The organism is Agrobacterium rubi TR3 = NBRC 13261, assembly GCF_000739935.1.
Lineage (GTDB): Bacteria > Pseudomonadota > Alphaproteobacteria > Rhizobiales > Rhizobiaceae > Agrobacterium > Agrobacterium rubi.
In genome coordinates this window covers 84,617-106,554 of sequence record NZ_BBJU01000010.1, presented here as the reverse complement: position 1 = coordinate 106,554, position 21,938 = coordinate 84,617, and the positions used below count along the sequence as shown (strand labels likewise).

Annotated in this window: 14 protein-coding genes; 13 read left to right on the top strand and 1 reads right to left on the bottom strand. The window is 58.0% G+C overall.

All coding sequences use genetic code 11. The features are described from left to right. Positions 1-460: 460 nt before the first annotated feature. Positions 461-616 (bottom strand): hypothetical protein, encoded by a 156-nt coding sequence (locus tag RRU01S_RS26180; protein ID WP_158006447.1) that lies wholly within the window; start codon positions 614-616, stop codon positions 461-463. Positions 617-938: 322 nt separating this feature from the next. On the opposite strand from RRU01S_RS26180, the gene RRU01S_RS08480 reads away from it, so the two are divergent. From RRU01S_RS08480 to fliF, 13 genes are all read left to right on the top strand, one after another. After that, positions 939-2,534, top strand: a complete 1,596-nt coding sequence (locus tag RRU01S_RS08480; RefSeq protein WP_234936119.1) for a methyl-accepting chemotaxis protein — start codon at positions 939-941, stop codon at positions 2,532-2,534. Next, positions 2,534-2,833, top strand: a complete 300-nt coding sequence (locus tag RRU01S_RS08475; protein ID WP_045229834.1) for an STAS domain-containing protein — start codon at positions 2,534-2,536, stop codon at positions 2,831-2,833. The genes RRU01S_RS08480 and RRU01S_RS08475 overlap by 1 nt, the downstream gene beginning before the upstream one ends. Next, on the top strand, positions 2,830-3,195 hold the full coding sequence (cheY1, locus tag RRU01S_RS08470) for a chemotaxis response regulator CheY1 (protein ID WP_045229833.1): 366 nt from the start codon (positions 2,830-2,832) through the stop codon (positions 3,193-3,195). The genes RRU01S_RS08475 and cheY1 overlap by 4 nt, the downstream gene beginning before the upstream one ends. A gap of 16 nt (positions 3,196-3,211) precedes the next feature. Beyond that, complete coding sequence (locus RRU01S_RS08465; RefSeq protein WP_045229832.1) at positions 3,212-5,464, top strand: chemotaxis protein CheA; 2,253 nt, start codon at positions 3,212-3,214, stop codon at positions 5,462-5,464. Between the two features lie 12 nt (positions 5,465-5,476). After that, positions 5,477-6,385, top strand: coding sequence for a protein-glutamate O-methyltransferase CheR (gene cheR / locus RRU01S_RS08460; protein ID WP_045229831.1), 909 nt, complete (start codon positions 5,477-5,479; stop codon positions 6,383-6,385). Next, positions 6,382-7,437 (top strand): protein-glutamate O-methylesterase CheB, encoded by a 1,056-nt coding sequence (gene cheB / locus RRU01S_RS08455; protein ID WP_045229830.1) that lies wholly within the window; start codon positions 6,382-6,384, stop codon positions 7,435-7,437. The genes cheR and cheB overlap by 4 nt, the downstream gene beginning before the upstream one ends. Continuing rightward, positions 7,437-7,826 carry a chemotaxis response regulator CheY2 gene (gene cheY2, locus RRU01S_RS08450; RefSeq protein ID WP_042618009.1) on the top strand — a complete coding sequence of 130 codons (390 nt, stop codon included), beginning with the start codon at positions 7,437-7,439 and terminating at the stop codon, positions 7,824-7,826. Before cheB ends, cheY2 begins: the two co-directional genes overlap by 1 nt. Beyond that, complete coding sequence (gene cheD / locus RRU01S_RS08445; RefSeq protein ID WP_045229829.1) at positions 7,823-8,368, top strand: chemoreceptor glutamine deamidase CheD; 546 nt, start codon at positions 7,823-7,825, stop codon at positions 8,366-8,368. The genes cheY2 and cheD overlap by 4 nt, the downstream gene beginning before the upstream one ends. 107 nt (positions 8,369-8,475) lie before the next feature. After that, positions 8,476-8,859 carry a chemotaxis protein CheT gene (gene cheT, locus RRU01S_RS08440; protein ID WP_045229828.1) on the top strand — a complete coding sequence of 128 codons (384 nt, stop codon included), beginning with the start codon at positions 8,476-8,478 and terminating at the stop codon, positions 8,857-8,859. A gap of 213 nt (positions 8,860-9,072) precedes the next feature. Continuing rightward, a complete protein-coding gene (locus RRU01S_RS08435; protein ID WP_045229827.1) occupies positions 9,073-11,124 on the top strand; it encodes an O-linked N-acetylglucosamine transferase, SPINDLY family protein in 2,052 nt (683 codons plus the stop codon). A gap of 108 nt (positions 11,125-11,232) precedes the next feature. Further along, positions 11,233-12,390: a UDP-galactopyranose mutase gene (gene glf, locus RRU01S_RS08430; RefSeq protein WP_045229826.1), complete on the top strand. Its 1,158-nt coding sequence runs from the start codon at positions 11,233-11,235 to the stop codon at positions 12,388-12,390. A 229-nt stretch (positions 12,391-12,619) separates the two neighbouring features. Beyond that, positions 12,620-19,783, top strand: coding sequence for a beta strand repeat-containing protein (locus RRU01S_RS08425; protein WP_045229825.1), 7,164 nt, complete (start codon positions 12,620-12,622; stop codon positions 19,781-19,783). Positions 19,784-19,902: 119 nt separating this feature from the next. Beyond that, positions 19,903-21,594 carry a flagellar basal-body MS-ring/collar protein FliF gene (fliF, locus tag RRU01S_RS08420; RefSeq protein ID WP_045229824.1) on the top strand — a complete coding sequence of 564 codons (1,692 nt, stop codon included), beginning with the start codon at positions 19,903-19,905 and terminating at the stop codon, positions 21,592-21,594. The last annotated feature ends 344 nt before the right edge of the window (positions 21,595-21,938 follow it).

Below are 21,938 nucleotides of genomic sequence, written 5' to 3'. Positions count from 1 at the left end.
CGCCAGTTCCGCCAAAGAGACGAAAACAATCGGCCGCGACGGCTATGAACGTATGCGAGGCGGGCCGCGAGGCGAGACCGTTCCAGTGAGACGAAAACCATGCGTGTTGGATTGCATGTCTTCTGTCCCGATTTGGGCCTTCGTATAGTCAGATACCAGAGCCGCGAACGATAAAAATGAATGAACAAAATCGTGATTGCGTGACTGCTCCCATGGCATCCACAGCGCACCGCCATCCCGGCGCATTGTCGCTGTGTCTGTTGTGGATGATGTGCTGTTTTGAGACCGCTGGGCGCACTCAAGTCTGTGTGGCTTCAGGATCGGCGTGGCGCCGGCACTGGCCTGAATTCCCATGAAAATGAGAATACCTGCCGCAAAGACATCGATCAGCCTTTTGGAATGACGAGGGGTCCAGTGGCTTTTCCCCATCCATGGCAAAATCGTGTCTCCTCAGTCGTCGTCAGCGTTTCTTTAAAACATCACCATGGAAGCGGATATCGTCTCGCTTTGTTTTAGGGGAACGGTATTGCCGTTGTCCAGCGCCGCCCGCTAAAATTAAGAAATCTTTTCCAATAATCAGCATTTTAAATGCCGTTTGCAGTGCGATAGTTCTCATCGGAGCTCCATTGCACAACAAATTTTAGCATTTGTTGGTTTAAGTTGGGGTTCTTAACCTTCGAGCAAGGAATTAACCATAAAGATTGGACGTATTTCACGGCGGAATGGAGTTTTACCAACCTCCTTCCAGGCATGACGCCGCCCTGCCGTACCGGGTCGATCCGGTATTCTCTTTGATTGCAGAAGGCTCAGCAGCGTCGGCATGCCACCATGTGTGGTGCGCGGACTCGTGAAATATCCTCGCGGATACTGACATTCTCAATCGGTCATGGGCCGGTTTCAACCGGCGTAACTATCGGGGACGTCGCTTGGGGCAGGACTTGCCAACAGATCATACGCGAAAGGCCACAGGCGGAAGCCTGGCAGGTCGGCTGCGTTTTGCTGGTCTTGATCAAGACCAGTGCGATCTGCTGCGCCGTTACCGCACCATGCTGGAGCCCCACGTCAAGGCGGGCCTGCGCGACCTGATGGTGCGCTTCCAGTCCATGCCCGACTGCTCCCCGTCTTTCGAGAGTGAAAACCAGCTCGACAGACTTCACGATCTCCAGACCGCGCATTGGAGCGTCTTGACCGACGCCCGGTTCGATGCGGTCTATGCCGAGCGCATCAAGGTTCTATCCGACACCGAAAGCCGCATGGGGCTCGACCCGCGCTGGCACGTGGCCGGTCATGCGGTCGTTCTGGAAAATCTTCTCGGCGGTTTGATTTCCGATCATACACCGCGCTCGCTTCTGCCGGGCACCCGCAAGCGCCAGCGCGAACTGGCCGAGGCTGTCAAGGCTGTCGTGCGGTTGGTGATGGTCGATACCGAAATTGCCGTATCTCTTCGCTTCAACGAGTTGCGCCTTCGCCATACCCAGGATTTGGCCAAGCAGCGTCAGGACGATCAGGCGGACACCAAGCGCCTGTTGGGCGATGCGTTGAATGCTTTTGCAGCGGGCGATCTGACAGCACGCATCACCGGTGATATTCCCGACGCTTACCGCGATCTGGCAGATGCCTTCAATGGCGCGCTGGAAAAGATCGAAGCGTCGATGGCCGCTGCGCAGGCTGGCATTCATAACGCCCAAACGGCAACAGAACGGCTGGCGAGCGAAGGCCGGACCATGGCGTCTGCCTCGTCGCAGCAGGCGCAGAGATTTACCAACGCATCCGACACGTTGGGCTCGGTCATCGGCGAAGTTCGCACCAGCAGCGAGCGGATCGCAGCTGCCGAAAGTGCCGTCTCCCAGGCGCGCAATGCCGCAACCGAAAGCGGAACCGCTGTCGGTGAAGCGATCAGTGCGATGGCTGGCATCGAACAATCGGCCGAACAGATCGGCCGCATCATCGGCTCCATCGACGAGATCGCCTTCCAGACCAACCTGTTGGCGCTGAATGCCGGTATCGAGGCTGCACGTGCGGGCGAAAGCGGTCGCGGCTTTGCGGTCGTTGCGCAGGAAGTTCGCGCGCTGGCACAGCGTTCAGCGGATGCTGCGCGGGAAATCAAGAACCTTGTCAACGGCACGAAGACGCAGGTGGATGAAGGCGTTCGCATGGTCAACCGGACCCAGGAGGCCATTGGCGGCGTGGTTCGTCAGGTCTCCGGCGTCAGCGACATGATCGGTGACGTCGCCCGTCGCACGGACGAAAACGTTGCCAGCTTGCAGACCGTTGCGATTGAGCTGGGCTCCATCGGTTCCGACACCGAACGGTCCGCTGTTCGCCTGACATCTGCGGCTGACGAGGCCGACGATCTGCACACGGTTATTTTGGAACTGGGCCGCACGGTGCGTGAATTCCGCATTGCCCGCCAGATGCAGGCGACGGCACAGCCAGTAACCCGACACCAACAGGATAACGTGGCAACCGCGCGTGAAGAGCGCGTGGACTATGGCTACGTGCATCAACAATTCAGACGCCAAGGAGTGATTTGATGGCAGGCAGGAAAGCAGCGCAGTCGACATTGAAATTGTCACCCGTGCTGGACCTCAATCAGGCATCCGTCTTGCACGGAAAACTGATGGAAATGAGGGGTGCCCCGCTTGCGGTGGATGCCTCCCAGGTAGAGCGCGTGGGCGTGCAGTGCGCCCAGGTCTTGATGGCAGGCATCAGGGCTTGGGAAGCCGACGGCAAGCCATTCACTTTTTCCAAGGCATCCGATGCCTTTGATAAAACCCTTAAACTGATCGGGATGGACATCGATCATATGCTCCCGAAGGAGATATCGAAATGAAGAAGAAGGTTCTGACCGTCGACGATTCCAGAACGATCCGCAACATGCTGCTCGTGACGTTGAACAATGCCGGTTTCGAAACGATCCAGGCGGAAGACGGCATCGAAGGACTTGAAGTCCTCGAGGGCTGCGAGCCAGACGTGATCGTCACGGATATCAACATGCCGCGCCTCGATGGCTTCGGCTTTATCGAGGGCGTTCGTCGCAACGAGAAGTACCGTGCGATCCCCATCCTCGTGCTGACCACCGAAAGCGATGCCGAGAAGAAAAATCGTGCCCGCCAGGCAGGTGCCACCGGATGGATCGTCAAGCCATTCGACCCTGTGAAGCTGATCGATGCCATTGAACGCGTAACTGCTTGATACGGGACTACTCACGATGGATATGAACGAAATCAAAGAAATCTTCTTTCAGGAGTGCGAGGAACAGCTCGCGGAACTGGAATCAGGTCTTCTGAAATTGAATGACGGCGACCGCGATCCGGAAACCGTAAATGCTGTGTTTCGTGCCGTTCATTCCATCAAGGGTGGAGCGGGCGCATTCGGCCTCGACGATCTCGTGGCGTTTGCCCACGTCTTCGAAACGACACTGGACTGCGTACGCTCGAACAAGCTCGAACCCGATCAGGACGTCCTGAAGGTCATGCTCAAATCGGCTGACGTTCTGGCCGATCTGACCAATGCCGCCCGTGACGGCGGCAGTGTCGAGGAAGGTCGTACACGCGGTCTGGTCAAGGAACTCGAAGCGCTGGCCAACGGCGAAAAGGTCTCGCCCGGCGCAGCTTCGGAACCGGCAGCACCGAAAGTGGCCGCGCCTGCACCGGTTGCCGCAGCACCGGCCCCGACAGACGATAGCGGCTTCCAGCCCGTCGCCTTCTCCTTTGGTGAATTCGAGGACGATACTGTCCCGATGATGGAAACGCCGTCGTTCAACGTCGTTTTCAAGCCGCAGACATCGCTCTACACCAAGGGCAATGAATCGGCTCTGTTGCTGCGCGATCTCTCCCGCATCGGCGAGATGAGCATCAACTGCGACATGAGCAACTTGCCGGCGCTGGAGAATATCGAGCCCGAAGCTGCTTACTTCCATTGGAAGATTTCGATCAAGACGGACAAGGGCGCCTCGGGCATCCGCACGGTCTTCGAATTCGCCGAATGGGATTGCGATCTGGAGATTTCGGAAATCGTTGCAGAAACACCGGCAGAAGAAGAACTGCCGATGATACCGGTGCCGTTCGATCTGTCGGTTCTGGACGAAACCGCCGACGAGCCAGCCATTCTGGCGGCTGAACCGGAAGAAAACATCGCTGCAAAGACGGTCTCGACCGCTGTTGCCGCAACCGAAGTCACGCGTGCCGTCTCCGCTGCCGCGGAGAAAAAGGAAGCACCGGCCGCAGCAGCAGCTGCCGCTGCCAATGCAAGCGCCGGTCAGACGATCCGTGTCGATCTCGACCGCGTCGACCGCCTCATCAACCTCGTGGGCGAGCTCGTCATCAACCAGGCGATGCTGTCGCAGAGCGTCATCGAGAACGATACGACCGGCACGTCTGCCGTGAACATGGGTCTGGAAGAACTCCAGCAGCTGACGCGTGAAATTCAGGATAGCGTCATGGCCATCCGTGCGCAGCCGGTGAAGCCGGTCTTCCAGCGCATGTCGCGTATCGTTCGCGAAGTCGCCGACATGATCGGCAAGCAGATCCGTCTGATCACCGAGGGTGAAAACACCGAAGTGGACAAGACGGTCATCGACAAGCTGGCCGAGCCGCTGACGCACATGATCCGTAATGCCGTCGACCACGGCATCGAAACACCCGAAAAGCGCGAAGCAGCAGGCAAGAACCCTGAGGGCACCGTCAAGCTGACGGCGAAGCACCGTTCGGGCCGCATTCTGATTGAACTGGCCGACGACGGCGCGGGTATCAACCGCGAGCGCGTTCGTCAGAAGGCCATCGACAACGATCTGATCGCTGCCGATGCCAACCTGACGGATGAGGAAATCGACAACCTGATCTTCGCACCGGGCTTCTCCACCGCCGACAAGATTTCCGACATTTCGGGTCGTGGCGTCGGTATGGACGTAGTCAAGCGTTCGATCCAGGCACTCGGCGGTCGTATCAGCATCACCTCGCGTCCAGGCCTCGGCTCCACCTTCACCATGAGCCTGCCGCTGACGCTTGCCGTTCTCGACGGCATGGTGGTGACGGTTGCTGGCCAGACGCTGGTCGTGCCTTTAACGGCGATTGTCGAAACATTGCAGCCGGAAGCCGTGAACATTCATTCCTTCGGTTCCAATCAGCGTCTGATTTCCATCCGCAACTCCTTCTGCCCGCTGGTGGATGTCGGTCGCATTCTCAACTTCCGCAACACCCAGGCAAACCCGGTCGACGGCGTAGCGCTTCTGGTGGAATCGGAAGGCGGCGGACAGCGCGCTCTGATGGTGGATGCCATCCAGGGTCAGCGTCAGGTCGTGATCAAATCGCTGGAAGCCAACTACACCCACGTTCCGGGCATTGCTGCCGCAACCATCCTTGGCGATGGCCGCGTGGCTCTCATTCTGGATGTGGATGCCGTTGTCGGCGCGTCTCGTGGCCAGTCGCTCAAACAAGAGATGTCTCTTGCGGTAGCCGGTTGAAAGTAGTGATGAATGACAGCGCTCAAGTTTAACGATACACGCCTATCCCCGGACGAAGTGCTTGCCAGCGGAGAATATCCGCTGACACGCCGCGACCTGTCCGAAATCGCCGCGATGATCTATGCCGATGCCGGCATCTATCTGAACGACACAAAGGCGTCGCTCGTTTATTCGCGACTGTCCAAACACATCCGCAATCTGGGTATTTCCGGCTTCCGGGAATATTGCACTCTGGTCTCGTCCCAGGAAGGTGCGCATGCCCGTCGCGAGATGCTGTCGCATCTGACGACCAACTTTACGCGCTTCTTCCGCGAAAACCACCATTTCGAGCATCTGCGCGATGAGGTTCTGCCGGGCTTGATCAACCGGGCAAAAGCCGGTGGCCGTGTCCGTATCTGGTCTGCCGCCTGCTCCGACGGGCAGGAGCCTTACTCGATCGCCTTGACGGTTCTGGGCATGTTCCCCAACGCCGCCGAATACGACTTCCGCATTCTGGCAACCGATATCGACCCGAAGATTCTGGCGCAGGCCAGAGCCGGGGTCTATGACGAAAACGCGCTTGAAACCGTCACGCCTGCCATGCGCAAGCAATGGTTCGACACCGTCGATGTCGGCGGTCGCCGCAAGCATCAGATCAGCGATAAGGTTAAACGCCTGATCACCTTCAACGAACTGAACCTCATGACGCAATGGCCCTTCAAGGGCGGTTTCGATGTGATTTTCTGCCGCAACGTGGTGATCTATTTTGATGAGCCGACCCAGGTGAAGATCTGGGCGCGTTTCGCAGGCCTTCTGCCGGAAGGCGGACATCTCTATATCGGCCACTCCGAGCGTGTCTCGGGTGATCCCAAAGCGCTTTTCGACAACACCGGCATCACGACCTATCGCTTCATCGGCAAACCAGGCGGGAGAAAAGCATGACTGCACCCGCAAGAGTTCTTGTCGTCGACGACTCCCCGACGATGCGCGGCCTGATTTCGGCTGTCCTGAAGGCTGACCCCGATGTTCACGTGGTTGGTCAGGCGGGCAACGCCATGGAAGCGCGCGCTGCGATCAAGGAACTCAATCCGGATGTGGTGACACTGGATATCGAGATGCCGGAGATGAACGGCCTCGAATTTCTGGAAAAGATCATGCGGCTTCGGCCCATGCCGGTCATCATGGTCTCCACGCTGACGCATCGCGGCGCTGGCGCTTCGCTGGCAGCTCTGGAAATCGGCGCGTTCGACTGCGTTGAAAAACCTGCACCGGGCGATAGCAGGCCGTTTGGCGATCTGGCCGAAAAGGTCAAGGCTGCGGCACGTTCCCAGCACCAGTCCTATCGCAACGTCGGCTCTGAAAGGCCACCCACGCCACAGCCGATGGCCGTCAGCGACTACCGCGTCGGCCGAAAGATCGTGGCGATCGGTTCATCGACCGGCGGAGTGGAAGCGTTGATCGCGGTCTTGCAAAAATTTCCGGCCAATTGCCCTCCGACCGTTATCACCCAGCACATGCCCTCGACGTTTACGAAAAGCTTTGCGGAACGTCTCAATCGTTTGTGTGCGCCGGTGGTGGAAGAGGCAACGGACGGGGCGCGTTTGCAGACCGGTAAAATATATCTTGCGCCGGGCGGAGAGCGTCATTTGCAGGTCGTTAATCATTCCGCACCAAGTTGCAGGCTTTTGGAAAAAGAACCTGTTAATGGCCATCGTCCGTCGGTGGATGTTCTGTTCGATTCCGTGGCTGAACTTGCTGGACGCAACGCCGTTGGCGTCATCCTGACAGGGATGGGGCGCGACGGGGCCGCTGGTCTTTTGAAAATGCGCCATGCCGGTGCCCGCACCGTTGGCCAGAACGAAAAGACCTGCGTCGTTTACGGCATGCCGAGGGTCGCCCACGAACTCGGCGCTGTCGAAACACAACTTCCGCTGAACGCCATCGGCGAAGAAATTCTGAAACTTACTGCCGCCCGAAAAGAAGGTTCCGACTAATGTCTCTCGCAGAAAAAATCAAAGTTCTGATCGTTGACGATCAGGTTACCAGTCGCCTGTTGCTCAGTGATGCACTGACCCAGCTCGGCTTCAAGCAGATCACCTCTGCTGGCGATGGCGAACAGGGAATGAAGATCATGGAGCAGCAGCCCCATCATCTCGTCATTTCCGACTTCAACATGCCGAAGATGGATGGTCTGGGCTTCTTGCAGGCGGTTCGCACGAACCCGACGACCAAGAAGGCCGCCTTCATCATTCTGACCGCGCAGGGTGACCGCGCGCTGGTTCAGAAGGCAGCTCAGCTTGGCGCCAACAACGTTCTGGCAAAGCCATTTTCCATCGACAAAATGAAGGCGGCAATTGAAGCCGTATTTGGATCGTTGAAATGATCGAAACCGCAGCCAAGCGCGTACATATTATCCAAGGCGAATATAAAATCGCCAATGATCCCGATGTGGTTTTGACGACCATTCTCGGTTCGTGCGTGGCTGCGTGTCTTAGAGACCCTGTTGCGGGCGTCGGCGGCATGAACCATTTCCTGCTGCCGGGAACGGGGGGCACCGGGGGCGGAGATGCAACCCGTTACGGGGTGCATCTCATGGAATTGCTGATCAACGGCCTGCTCAAGCAGGGCGCGCGCCGTGATCGGCTCGAGGCAAAGATTTTCGGTGGGGCGAAAACCATTGCCAGCTTCTCGAATGTCGGCGAACAGAACGCCGCATTCGCGGTGCAGTTTCTAAAGGATGAAGGCATTCGTCTTCTCGGGCAGTCGACGGGAGGGGATTCGGGCCGCAAGGTGGAGTTTTGGCCGGTCTCCGGTCGTGCGCGTCAGCATCCGCTCAGCGGTGCCGAAACGCAGTCGACGGTTGCTCTCGAAAAGCGTCCGGCTCCGGCTCCAAAGCCAGTCGCCAACGATATCGAGTTTTTCTAAGACGGCGGCAAAAGCGGGTTTGCCCAGTCGTTTCTTCATCTTGTTTCAGCATCGGATCGAAGCCAGCTTGGCCATATCGATCCGGCGCTCTGGTCACGGAGTCATTTATGCAGATCGCCGAGCAAGCGGAATTGTCCACATTCGAAGAAGCACTTCCCGACGTATTGATGCGGGTCGTGTCCGAGCTTCACGATGTGGCATACCTCATCGAAAGAATAGAACCGCAATTGCTCGAGGCAACCGATGGCGCGGTGACGACAGATGGCATGCGGCTTTTGCAAGGTATCGACCTTGCCGTTCAAAAGACCCGTGGCCTTGCTGAGTTCATCGATACGATCACCGGCTCGATCCCGATTGACTGGGTCGTTGATGTTTCCACCGCGCTCAGCCTCGTCAAGCTTGCAGAAATGCAAAAGGCGCTCGGTGCAGGCCTGCGTCATGGCCATTCGCAACCTCTCGATAAGGCCTCCGGCGACTGCGATCTGTTTTAAGGCGGGCTATTAGCCACTGGCGGCGGGGCAATTTTCTGAAACTCGCCGTTCACAGATCATAAAAATAGCGATTTTTTATTCATTATTGGGCGATGAAGCACTGTTTTTGTGCAAGTAAAGCGCCGCACAAGCTTCAAAGTATTAATCTGCACTCCGATTTCTACAGACATGGTACATTTGCCGAACGGCAGGCCATCTTCGGGGTTCAGATTGATGAATAGTGTGACAAACGGCAATTTCTCCAGTTCGCTTTTCCCGAATGTGCTCGAACTTGCAAAGACCCAACGTCTGTCTCTGATGGACCTTTTTAAATTCGCCGAAACATTCAGCGCAGAAGGCAGACGGGCAGAAGCGGTCGAGCTCTACAAGACCTGGCTCGCCTTCAACGATTCCCATCCGGGACTGCAGATGGTCTACTTCAACTATTCCGTGACCCTGCGCCAACTCAACGATCTCCCCGGCTCGATCAACGCCATGCGTGCGGCGCTCAAAGTCGATCCCCTGTTCGGTCCTGCCCACATCAATCTAGGTCGCGCCTATGAGGATGCCGGCGCGGCGCCGCAAGCCATCCAGCAATGGAAGAGCTTTGTGGAAGCCACGGACGAAAGCACGGCCGACCGCGTCTCCTACCGGTTCATGGCGTTGCAACACATCGGCCGCGTCATGGAGAATGCCGGTTTGCTCGAAGAAGCGGAGACGGTGTTGTGGCAGGCGATGGAGCTTCGCCCGGACAAGCCCGAAACCGGCCAGCACTGGAGCGCCATTCGTCAACGCCAGTGCAAATGGCCGATCCTGGTGCCGTCGAGCCACATCACCATGCGCCAGATGGTGGATGCCATGTCGCCACTGACATTGGGCTGCTATTCCGACGACCCGATGTTCCAGCTGGCCCGCGCCTATGTCTACAACAAGGGTTTCGTCGGTCGCCTCGACATCAGGGATTTCCCGCGTGGCACGGTCAAACAGAAAACCGGTACGGGCGAGCGCCTGCGCGTCGGTTACGTTTCGTCCGACCTTCGCGACCACGCTGTCGGCTTTGCGCTGCGCGAAGTGTTGGAATTCCACGACAAGGCAAGCGTTGAAATCCATGCCTATTACTGTGGTGATCCGGTTGCCAATGACGAAACGCAAACGCGCATGAAGGCCGCCGTCGATGGCTGGCATGACATTGGCGCCCTGACCGATGAGGCCGCCGCACGGCAGATCGCCAGCGACGAGATCGACATTCTGATCGACGTCAACGGCTATACCAAACATGCGCGCACGAAGATTTTTGCCTATCGTCCGGCACCGGTCATCGTCAATTTCTGCGGCTATCCCGGCTCGATGGGTAGCCCGTTCCACCAGTATATGATTGCCGACGCGCAAATCGTGCCTGTGGAAAGCGAAATCTATTATTCCGAAAAAGTGCTGCGCATCGCCTGCAATCAGCCGATCGATCGCAAGCGCACCATTGCCGAAAAGCCGACCCGCGAGAGCGTCGGTCTGCCGGAAAAGGCCTTCGTGTTTGCCTGCTTCAACGGCATGCAGAAAATCACCTCCGGTACGTTCGACCAGTGGGTTAAAATTCTGACCGCCACACCCGACAGCATTTTGTGGTTGCTGAGCGGTAACGAGAAGGCCGACCAGCGGCTGAAAGATTTGGCGCAAGCTGCTGGCATTGCGCCGGAACGGATCATTTTTGCTCCCAAGGCCGGCAATGCTCAACATCTGGCGCGTATCGCGGTGGCAGACCTGTTCCTCGACACATTCCCCTATGGTGCCCATTCGACGGCAGGCGATGCATTGACCGTTGGGCTTCCCGTACTGACCTTCCCCGGCAAGAGCTTTGCGGCACGGTTCTGCAGCAGCGTCGTGGCGGCAACCGGCGTGTCCGAACTCATCTGCACCGGGCCGGAGGATTATGTCGCCAAGGCGATTGGCTATGCCAAGAACCCGGCGAGCTTGAAGCAGGTCAGAGACAAGCTGCAAGCCAACCGAGAGACCAGTGCGCTGCGCGACATCCCCGGACTGGCCCGCCGTCTGGAAGAGCTGTTCTGGCAGATGCAAGGTGAAGCCGAGCGTGGTGAAGCGCCGGTTCCCGATTTGCGCAACCTCGATGTGTACTATGAGATTGGCACGGAGCTGGTTCTGGAAAACCTCGAATTCGTCGATGAGCAGACCTACCGCAACCGGTATCTTGAAAAGCTGAGAGACTGGAATGCGTTTGCCGCCATTCCCCATGACACCAGGTTATGGACCAGCGACACGAGCGAACGCGTATAGAGCTTCGCTAAAATAACTTTAGCGTATAAGCGTCTTTTCTATCATTCAATCACAGCACCGTGTCGTCTCCATGCACGCGGTCGATCCACTCCATAAGGCAGGTCAAGCGTGTCCCAGTCGAAAAAGATTGCTATTGTCGGTGCCGGGCTGTCCGGTGCAGTCATCGGTCGTGAGCTTGCCCAAGCGGGCCATCAGATCGACATTTTCGACCGGCGCGACCATATCGCCGGCAACTGCCACACCGAACGCGACAGCGAAACGGGCGTGATGGTACATGTCTACGGCCCGCATATTTTCCACACCGACGACGCGCAGGTGTGGGATTACGTCAATCGCTTCCAGACCTTCATGCCCTACAAGAACCGGGTGAAAACGACCAGCCGAGGCGAGGTTTTTTCGCTTCCTGTCAATCTGCACACCATCAATCAGTTCTTCGACAAGACCTTCCGGCCTGATGAAGCCAAAGCTTTTATCGATCAGCAGGCCGACAAGACCATCGAAGACCCGCAGACCTTCGAAGAGCAGGCGCTGCGCTTCGTCGGGCGTGATCTCTATGAGGCGTTTTTCCAAGGCTATACGCAAAAACAATGGGGTTGCTCGCCGACCGCTTTGCCCGCGTCGATCCTCAAACGTCTGCCCGTCCGCTTCAACTACGACGACGACTATTTCTTCCACAAGTATCAGGGCATGCCGGAAACGGGCTACACGCCGATGGTTGAGCGTATCTTGGATCACCCTGGCATCACGGTTCATCTCAACAGCAATTTCGAGCGCAGCGAGACGGGCGGTTACGATCACACCTTCTATTCCGGTTCGCTCGATGGCTATTTCGATTACGCCAATGGACGGCTTGGGTATCGCACACTCGATTTCGAACGCTTCACCTATGATGGCGATTACCAGGGTTGTGCGGTCATGAACTATGGGGAGGTCTCGGTTCCCTATACGCGCATCACCGAACACAAGCATTTCTCGCCGTGGGAAAAGCATGAGGGATCGGTGTGTTACCGCGAGTTCTCCCGTGAATGCGGACCTGACGATGTGCCTTATTACCCCATTCGCCTGGTTGAGGAAAAAGAGCAGTTAGCGCAATATGCAGCTCTTGCGGCGCAGGAGAAGGCTGTGACCTTCGTCGGACGTCTCGGAACCTACCGTTATCTGGATATGGATGTAACCATCCGCGAGGCACTGGATACCGCTGGCCTGTTCCTGTCGAACGAGCAGACGGGTGAAACCATGCCCGCCTTCCTCAATCCGCCGCTTTAAGCGGACCGCGCGCAAGCTGCGGTTTTCTGATCGAAAAACCTGACAGCCTCGCGCAAGCAATCAAACCTAGGATTGTCACAGCTGGATTCTGCCTTGGCCGTTGGCTTGGGTGGCGTTCCGCGCGACTGGGGCTGGGCAGGGTATTTTTTGTGCTGTTCAGGCATTCGGCAGGAAGCGTTGTGGCTTCCGATCTGTCTTCGATATTTGAACTCGCGATCAAGGCCTGCACATGACGTCGATCATTCCTTCTTTCACGCCCAGCCAGATTTCGAAGCTATCGACGGCCACGGTTGCCAGCTGGTCCACGGAAGATGTCGCCTCGCTCACGACCGAGCAGGTCTCGGCCATGTCGTCCCGGCAGATCAGCGCGTTCTCATCCATCCAGATATCCGCGATCGAGACGGAAGATCTCCAGACGATGTCGCGGATACAGCTCAGTGCCATCTCGACGAGCGGCATGGTGGGGCTGACACTGGATCAGCTTGCGGTTCTCAACAAAGCCTCCGTCGAAAGCTTCAGCCAGAGGCAAGTCGCGGCGTTGACCATGCAACAGCTGACCGACATGGACGCCGTCAGGATCGAAGCACTCACCCCCTCGCAGATCGCTGCACTCAGCTCCGCCCAACTGGCAGCGATCGACCCTGAAGATTTTGTGGAATTCTCCACTGCGGATATGGCCGCGATATCGAGCAAAGCCATTCCGGGGTTGAGCCTCCAGGTTGTGTCGATGTTAAGCCCCGCGCAGATCGCGGCCATTACGGCCAACGCCATGCCCGGCATGACGACCGAAACATTCAGCTCGCTTACCGACGCGCAGCTTTCCGCCATCAACAGCCAGGCAATTGGGAAGCTGACGAGTGAGCAGCTCAAGAGCCTCATTTCCATTCAATTCGGCGAGCTGACATCCGAGCAGACGTCTGCCCTGAAAGCCTACCAGATTTCCGCACTCGAGTCTGGAGATATTGCCCGCTTTACGCCCGCGGCTGTCGGCACGTTTAGCACGGCTGCGATTGCAAGCCTTTCGAGCAGTCAGGTCGCGGAGCTGTCCTCGACGCAGCTTGCTAGCTTGAACATCCGCCAAATCGGGGCGCTCACATCGTCTCAAGTCGCAGCGATTGCGACCGTTGATATCGGAGCTCTGACACCGACCCAGATCGAGGCGCTTGCGACGAAAACGATTACTGGCCTGACAGCGGCGCAAATCGGGACCCTTTCTCCCGCGCAGGTGGAGGCGTTTACGCCAGCTCAGGTTAAGGCTTTGAGCTCGACGCAGATTGCAGCGCTTGACGACAGCAAAATTGCCACCTTCTCGACTGCCGATATAGCAGCCATCACAAGTGCGGCTGCCTTGGGCTTGAAGACGGACATCGTCGCTGCTTTGAGCGCCGAGCAAGTGTCGGCGATCAGCGCCAGCGCATTCGCCAAGTTGACAACCGAGCAGATAAAAGCGCTGACATCAAGCCAGCCGGGGGCTTTGACCTCGACCCAATTGGCCGCGCTGACGTCCATCCAGGCGGCAGTTCTGTCTAAAGATGATATTGATAAGTTTGCACCTGCAGCACTCGCAGCCTTGTCCAGCAAGGCCGTTCCAGGCCTTGAGGTGTCCGTCATCGCCGAGTTGACGGCCGATCAGATCGCTGCGCTGTCAACGGGCGCGATTGCCAAGCTGACCACAACGCAGGTCGCCGCGCTTTCGGCCGATCAGGTCGAGGCTTTGACGGCGGCACAGGTCAAAGTCCTGAGCTCGTCCCAGATCGCGGCCCTCAGCGCCGATGAAATCGAGACATTTTCGACAGACGATATTGCCGCCCTCTCGACCAAAAGCATTGCGGGCTTGAGCGCTGACGCATTGAAGGGCCTGACGAAAACGCAAGTTGCAGCCTTCAGTTCAGCCGCTATCGGTGCCTTGTCCACTGAACAGTTTGGTGCGCTCACAAGCCTTCAATTGGGCGGGTTGACGGTAACCCAACTGAGCGCGCTCAAACCGGCACAAATCAAATTGCTGCCTCCAGAAACCGTGGCGTCACTTGCCAATGCCGGTGTCGGCGCTTTAAGCACCGCAGCGATTGCCGCCTTGTCGACGGCACAGATCGCGGCGATGACAACGGAGCAGGTCGAGGCCCTGTCTCCGACCCAGGTCAAAGCTTTGAGTTCATCGCAACTCGGCGCGCTTGAGACCGATCAGATCGCCACGTTTTCGACAGCGGATATCGCGGCGATCGGTACCAAAGCCATCCAGGGACTGAGCACCGCCGTCGTCGCCGCGCTGACATCCGTGCAGGTTGCGGCATTGAGCACTGCGACCATTGCCGCACTGACCACAGATCAGATCGATGCTTTCTCGTCTGACAAATTCAAGCTGCTTTCAAATGTCCAGGTCGGGGCGCTGACATCTGCGCAATTAGGTGTTTTGAATGCGTTTGATCTCGCACAAATCTCCATCTCCGCTTTGAGCGCCACGGCCATTCCAGGCCTATCGACAGCGGTTCTTGCATCGTTGACGACAGCAGATATTGCGGCATTAAGTGTAGGGGCGGTCTCGAAACTCACGAAGGACCAGATTGTCGCCTTGACGGCCTTACAGGTCGCGGCGTTGACGACGAGCCAGACCAGAGCCCTCAGCACCACGCAAATCTCGGCCCTTCCGTCCGCGTCTCTGGCGGCGCTGACGACGCTGCAAATCTCTGCAATGTTGCCGAAGACGTTGGCTTCGTTGAGCGCGGAGCAGATCACGGCTCTTTCGAGTAAACAGATTCAGGCCTTGTCATCGGCGCAAGTTGCCGCTTTGACCTCGAACCAGATAAAAGGCCTTGAGCCCGAAGACATCAAGGCGATGTCCACCGCAGCCATTGCAGCTTTGAATGCAAGCGGTATCAGCGGATTGTCGAAGGATATGATCGAGGCGCTCTCCGCAGACAAGATCGCGGCTTTGAGCGTGGGTGCGGTGGGTTCACTGACATCGGATCAGATTGCGGCGCTCTCGACCCTCCAGGTCGATGCCTTTACCACACGTCAGCTCGCGGCGATGAAATCCACCCAGACCGCTGGATTCGGGCCTGAAGATATTGCGACATTTTCCGCAGACGACATCGCAGCGCTGACCGCAAGGGGTATTTCCGGCTTCAGCACGAGTGCCATAAAGGCGCTGACAACATTGCAGATCGTTGCATTTTCGACGGCGGCGGTGGCAAGTCTGACATCCGACCAGATCGATATTCTCGACACAGTCCAGTTTGGCGCGCTGACAGTGGCGCAAATTGGTGCGCTGAGTTCGACCCAGATTGCAGCCCTCGATGCGGCAAATCTCCAATCCTTGTCCACTGATAAAATTGCGTCTCTGCGTCCCGCCACGATTAAAAATCTGACCGATGCCCAGGTAGCTGTGCTGACAACCCTCCAGATCGGCAGCCTCTCTACTGCTCAGGTTCGTGAATTGGGCGCCGCCCAGATCGCCGCATTGGGCACCGACAAGATTGCGGTCCTATCGCCCGACAAGATCGCGGCCATCGGCACCGCAGGTATTTCCGGCCTGTCCAACAAGCAGATTGCCGCGTTGGAGCCTGCGCAGGCAGAAGCGCTGACGACATTGCAAATATCTGCAATGGTCGGCGATCAGATCGATGCGTTTGGCAAATATGCCATCGCCGAGTTCTCGACGGATGATATAGCGGCTATCAAGCCGGACGCAATTTCCGGTCTGTCGACGGCAGTTCTGGCATTCCTGTCGACGGCGCAGATCGCTGCATTGAACCCGTCCAGTGTTCCGGCTTTGACGACCCGGCAGGTTGCTGTTCTTGACACTAAACAGATCCCGGCATTGACCACCAAGCAGGTGTCGTCGCTGACCGCAGACCAGATTGGCATCCTCAAGCCTGACGACGTCAAAAGTTTCACCACCGCCCAGATTGCGGCCTTGAGCACCGGTGGCATTTCCGGGCTGACTGCCGCGCAGCTCGCCAAGTTCACCACGTTGCAAGCCGAAGCCTTGACCGTTATCCAGGTCGGTGCCCTGTCGTCGGCCCAGATCGGGGCTTTAGGAAAGGACGGCATTGCGCAATTTTCCAACGCGGATATCGGCGCCATCAACCCCGCCATCATCGCAACCTTGCCCGCGGCCACGATTGCTGACCTGACGATAACGCAGATAGCTTCTCTCAGCAGCGGTGCCATCGCAAGCCTGACGACCGGCCAGATCGGTGCCTTGAGCACGGGGCAGATCGTTGCCCTGTCGACAAAGCAGGTCGCGGCACTGACCTCGCAGCAAATCGGTGCGTTGAGCAGCGATCATCTGGCGTCGTTGTCGACGGCTTCCATCGCGTCCATCAGCTCTGCCGCGATTTCCGGATTGTCGACCGACACGGTTGCAGCATTGACGACGTTCCAACTGGGCGCCATCAGCACGGGTGGTATATCCGGATTGACGACCAAACAGGTCGCGGCTTTGACCGCGAGCCAGGTCGGCTTGCTTTCCAGCACTCAGGTGTCAGCCTTGTCTTCGAGACAGGTGGCGTCGCTCAATTCCGATCAGGTCGCGGCACTGACCACGCATCAGATACCTGCCTTGAGTTCGGACGGCATCACCGGTCTTTCGACCACGCAGATTGCCGCTTTGACCACGCTTCAGGCAGAAGCGCTGACAACGGGTCAGGTTTCAGTTCTCACGGCTGCACAGGTCGGCGCGTTTGGCGCAGACGATCTGGCGGTGTTTTCGACCAGAGATATTCTGGCCCTGTCCAGCAACGCAGTCGCAGGCCTGTCCACCGACGTGCTGCCATTGCTGTCTGCCGAAACCATCGCGGCTTTGTCCACGTCAGGTATCACGGGCCTCTCCACATCACAGATCGCATCTTTAAAATCAACGCAGATCGGCGCGCTGACCACGTCGCAGATCGGCGCCCTCGGTTCAAAGCAAGTCGCAGCTTTGGGAACAGCGGGCGTGGGAGCTCTCTCTACGGCCCAGATCGCCGCGCTCAGCACAGTCGGCGTGCCCGGCCTTTCCGCAGCGCAGGTCGATGCACTCACCACCGCCCAGATCGAAGCCCTCAACACCGCGCAGGTGGCGGTGCTGACGTCTTCACAAGTCGCAGCGCTGGATGCTACCGATATCGGCGTGTTCTCGACTGCAGAACTTGCGGTCTTGAGTTCCAGCGCCATTCTCGGTCTGTCCTCTGCGACACTCGCCGGTCTTTCGGCCGATAAAATCGCCGTGCTGGGAGCGGGCAGTGTTCCTGGCCTGTCCACCGGGCAAATCGGATCCCTGACGAGCGCGCAGATCGGCGCATTGACGACAGCGCAGATTGCAGCACTCGGCTCCAAGCAGATCGCGGCCCTTGGAACTCTAGGCGCAAGCGCCCTCTCTACCAGCCAGATCGCCGCCTTGAGCACAGCTGGTATCGCCGGTCTCACCACGGACCAGATCGTGGCACTTTCGACAGGGCAGATCGAAGCCCTCAACACGGCGCAGGTTGCTGTGCTGACCTCAGCACAGGTTGGTGCCTTGGGCGCCGACGACTTTGGTGCATTCTCGACGGCAGAGCTTGCGGCCCTCACATCGAGCGCCATTGCCGGTCTACCGACAGCGACACTTGCCGGCCTTCCAACCGAGCGCATCGCCGTACTCGGAACGGCCAGCATTGCCGGTCTCTCGACCGCGCAGATTGCCGCCCTGAAATCCACGCAACTGGAAGCCTTGACGACGGCGCAGGTCGCAGCCTTTGGCTCCAAGCAGGTGGCTGCGTTGGGAAGCACGGGCGCGGCTGTCTTGTCGTCTGCGCAGATCATGGCGATGAGCACAGCCGCCATCGCAGGCCTGTCGGCTGGGCAGATCACGGCCTTTTCCACCGAACAGGTCGAGGCGCTGACGCCGGCGCAGGTTGCCGCTCTCACCTCCATGCAGCTTTCAGCCTTCGGTGAAGATGACATTGGTGTGCTGTCGACCGATGATCTGGCAGTTCTGCCAGCGCACGTCATTCAAGGCATGTCCACAGCAGCGCTTGCCGCCATGCCCACGGAAAGAATTGCAGCGCTCGGCACGGCTGGCATTTCCGGTCTCACCACCGGCCAGATCGCCGCCTTGAGCCCCGATCAGGTCGAAGCCTTCACGCCTGATCAGGTGGCGGCGCTGGGATCGAAACAGCTGGCGGCACTGGGTACGGACGACCTCCTGACCTTCTCGACGGCCGACATCGCCTCCATCAGTGCAGCCGCCATCAGCGGGCTTTCCACGGCGACGCTGGCTTCGCTGTCCACCGAAGTCGTTCGTTCTTTGAGCGCTGCTGGCGTTTCGGGTCTTTCGACAGCTCAGGTCGCAGCATTGACGGTCGATCAGATCAGCGTTCTATCCACGGGTCAGATCGCAGCCTTCAGCTCTCAGCAGATCGCAGCATTGGAAACGATCGACATCGCAGCGCTCTCCACCAGCCAGATCGTTTCGATCAGCACAGGTGGCGTTTCCGGTCTTTCCAGCGATCAGGTCGCAGCCCTCAGTCTGGAGCAGTTGCATGTGCTGACCACGACGCAGGTCAACAATCTCACCTCAAAGGCCATGGCAGGGCTGACGGCGGAGGAGTTGCAAACGCTGAGTTCCGCACAGATCGCGGCCATCAACTCCACAGCCATCGGCGGATTGCCGACCGACTTCATCGCGGCCATGTCCACGGGCGAGTTGGCGGCTTTGGGAACGGCAGGCATCGCCGGGCTGACCAGCAAACAGGTCGCGGCACTGAGCAAGGACCAGGTCGAATCCTTCTCGACAGCACAGATTGCAGCACTCAGTGCCGATGGTCTTGCTGGTTTGACGACACAGGGCATGTCGACCTTTTCGACGGCCGATATCGCCGCCATCGCGTCCGGCTCCATCCGGGGCCTGTCGACCACCATCATCGCGGCCTTGACGACCAGCGAGATACGCGCCTTGAGCGCAAGCCAGGTCGGTGCACTGGGCTACAATCAGATCGTTGCGCTGACGACGACGCAGGTCGATGCCCTGACGACAACGCAGATCAACGCACTGAACGCCATCCAGGCCGCCGCGTTGGGAACCGAAGATATCGCCCTGTTTTCGACGGACGACATCGTCGCCTTCTCCAGCGGTGCGATTTCCGGCCTGCCGACCAGCGTCATCGGGGCTTTGACGACCGCCCAGAGCGAGGCATTGACACCCGCCCAGGTCGGCGCACTGACCTCGGTTCAGGTAGCGGCGATTTCCAAGGAAAATATCGCGAAATTCTCCACCGCCGACATCGCGGCCTTCAGCCCGACTGGCGTCACCGGACTGTCCACCGACACGCTGGTCAGTCTCTCCAGTGCGCAGATCGACACCATCCTCAACACCCACATGGGGTCGCTGACACCCAATCAGGTGTCGGCCATCATCTCGAATTACGTGTCCTAACAGGGGCGCGTAATTTAGATAACGGAAACGGATAGGGGAAACGCTCGCGCAAGCTTCGCCGCATAGTGTGCCAGTGGGACCAGAAGGTCTCGGACTCATTGAATACGGTGCGGAACAGAATGAATCTGTTAAATCAATTCCCTCAGGTTTTTAAAAATTTCGCGGCTCTCGGCCAGACGCGGCTTTTGATGCTGGGTGGCGTGGGCGTATTGTCCATGGCAATCATTCTTGCTGCTGCGCTTTATGTGAACAAACCTGCTTACGAAACGCTCTATGTCGGCCTTGAAACCATGGATCTGAACAAGATCAGCATCGCTCTTGCAGAGTCGAATGTTGATTTCCAGGTCGGTGCCGACGGCACAAGCCTTCAGGTGCCCGTTGGCATGACAAGCAAGGCCCGTCTGCTGCTCGCCGAGCGCGGTCTGCCCGACAGCGCCAATGCCGGTTACGAGCTCTTCGATAATGTCGGTTCGCTTGGCCTCACCTCCTTCATGCAGGAAGTCACCCGTGTTCGCGCCCTTGAGGGTGAAATCGGTCGCTCCATTCAACAGATCGATGGTGTTGCCGCAGCCCGCGTACACATCGTCATGCCGGATGTCGGCAATTTCCGCCGCGGTGAGCAAAAGCCGACCGCCTCCGTCATGATCCGCGCAAGCGCATCGGCCGGCCGCAAGGCCGCATCTTCCATTCGCCACCTCGTCGCTTCGGCTGTTCCAGGCCTTGAGGTCGACGACGTGACGCTTCTCGATTCCACAGGACAGCTTCTAGCCTCCGGCGACGATGTCGGTAACGGCGCCCTGAACCGCTCGCTGACGCTCTCCCAGAACGTGCAGCAGGAACTCGAAACCAAGATCGACAAGGCCCTGGCGCCATTTCTGGGCATGGATAACTTTCGCTCCACCGTTACGGCAGAGCTGAACACCGACACTCAGCAGATTCAGGAAACGGTTTTCGATCCTGAATCGCGCGTCGAGCGGTCCGTGCGCACCACCAAGGAAGACCAGAAGTCTCAGGAAACGACGCCGGACTCGGCTGCAACTGTTGAGCAGAACGTTCCACAGGCAGCCCCACAGGGCGGTGGCGGCGGTCCAAAATCGTCCGATGAGACGGCCAAAAAAGAAGAACAGACAAACTACGAAATCAACTCCAAGACGACAGCTACTGTTCGTAACGGCTACACCGTCGACAAGATTTCCATCGCTGTCGTCGTCAACAAGGGTCGCCTGGCCAAGATGATCGGTGAAAATGCCGATCAGGCCAAAGTCGACGCTTACCTTGCAGAAATGCAGAAGATCGTGGCATCGGCTGCGGGCATCTCGACAGATCGTGGTGATATCGTGACGATCACGGCCATGGACTTCCTTGAGACGCAATTGCTCGACCAGGCCGTGGCAGGCCCTGGCTTCACCGAAGTCTTGAGCCGCAACTCCGCAGGCATCATCAATTCGCTAGCCTTCGTTGTCGTCGCCTTCCTCGTGGTCTGGCTCGGTGTGCGCCCAATCGTTCGCTCCATGTCCGGCGGCAGTGCTTCGTCTCCTGCGGAAATCGGTCAGGAAGCGGCTGGCCTGGAACTGCCCGACTTCTCTCCTGCCATGGGTGGCGCAAGCGCTGGCGGTGGGCTTATGGATGGCTTCGGCGCGGACTTCGGCTTCGACAGCACCGACGATCTTCTCTCTGGCGACAATGGCGATGGCGACTTCACACGCCGGGTTCGCGAAGGACCGGAGCGTCGCCTGTCTCGCATGGTGGAAATCAGCGAAGAACGCGCTGCCAAAATCCTGCGCAAATGGGCAATCGAAAAGGCAGCTTGATCCAACGGCCGGTTTGTACCGGCCGTTTACGTTTTGCCTCTTGCATCCATTCGACGCGCGTGTTCTGTTTTGAAACGAAATTTACGGTTCATTCATCAAACTGATAGTTTACGTTGGAATAATGAAATCAACTCTGTGCGCCGTCGAGAACATCAATATGCTTTCTTCGTCGTGACAAAGAGACGAAATAAGTGGAATGACTTGGACTGGTTATGGCGTTTCCCGTAGCGTCTCCTAAAATGTAATGATTCGGTCGCCAGCAACGCATATCCTTATTTTGGCTGCGTTTCTGAATGGAAATGATTTCCATCCCGGTTAAGAGATCTCCTTGTCAGGAGAATAAG

Bases quoted from the DNA above. Each gene is read 5' to 3' on its own strand.
- RRU01S_RS26180 (WP_158006447.1), bottom strand. From the start codon at position 616: ATGAGAACTATCGCACTGCAAACGGCATTTAAAATGCTGATTATTGGA.
- RRU01S_RS08475 (WP_045229834.1), top strand. From the start codon at position 2,534: ATGGCAGGCAGGAAAGCAGCGCAGTCGACATTGAAATTGTCACCCGTG.
- cheY1 (WP_045229833.1), top strand. From the start codon at position 2,830: ATGAAGAAGAAGGTTCTGACCGTCGACGATTCCAGAACGATCCGCAAC.
- RRU01S_RS08465 (WP_045229832.1), top strand. From the start codon at position 3,212: ATGGATATGAACGAAATCAAAGAAATCTTCTTTCAGGAGTGCGAGGAA.
- cheR (WP_045229831.1), top strand. From the start codon at position 5,477: ATGACAGCGCTCAAGTTTAACGATACACGCCTATCCCCGGACGAAGTG.
- cheB (WP_045229830.1), top strand. From the start codon at position 6,382: ATGACTGCACCCGCAAGAGTTCTTGTCGTCGACGACTCCCCGACGATG.
- cheY2 (WP_042618009.1), top strand. From the start codon at position 7,437: ATGTCTCTCGCAGAAAAAATCAAAGTTCTGATCGTTGACGATCAGGTT.
- cheD (WP_045229829.1), top strand. From the start codon at position 7,823: ATGATCGAAACCGCAGCCAAGCGCGTACATATTATCCAAGGCGAATAT.
- cheT (WP_045229828.1), top strand. From the start codon at position 8,476: ATGCAGATCGCCGAGCAAGCGGAATTGTCCACATTCGAAGAAGCACTT.
- RRU01S_RS08435 (WP_045229827.1), top strand. From the start codon at position 9,073: ATGAATAGTGTGACAAACGGCAATTTCTCCAGTTCGCTTTTCCCGAAT.
- RRU01S_RS08425 (WP_045229825.1), top strand. From the start codon at position 12,620: ATGACGTCGATCATTCCTTCTTTCACGCCCAGCCAGATTTCGAAGCTA.
- fliF (WP_045229824.1), top strand. From the start codon at position 19,903: ATGAATCTGTTAAATCAATTCCCTCAGGTTTTTAAAAATTTCGCGGCT.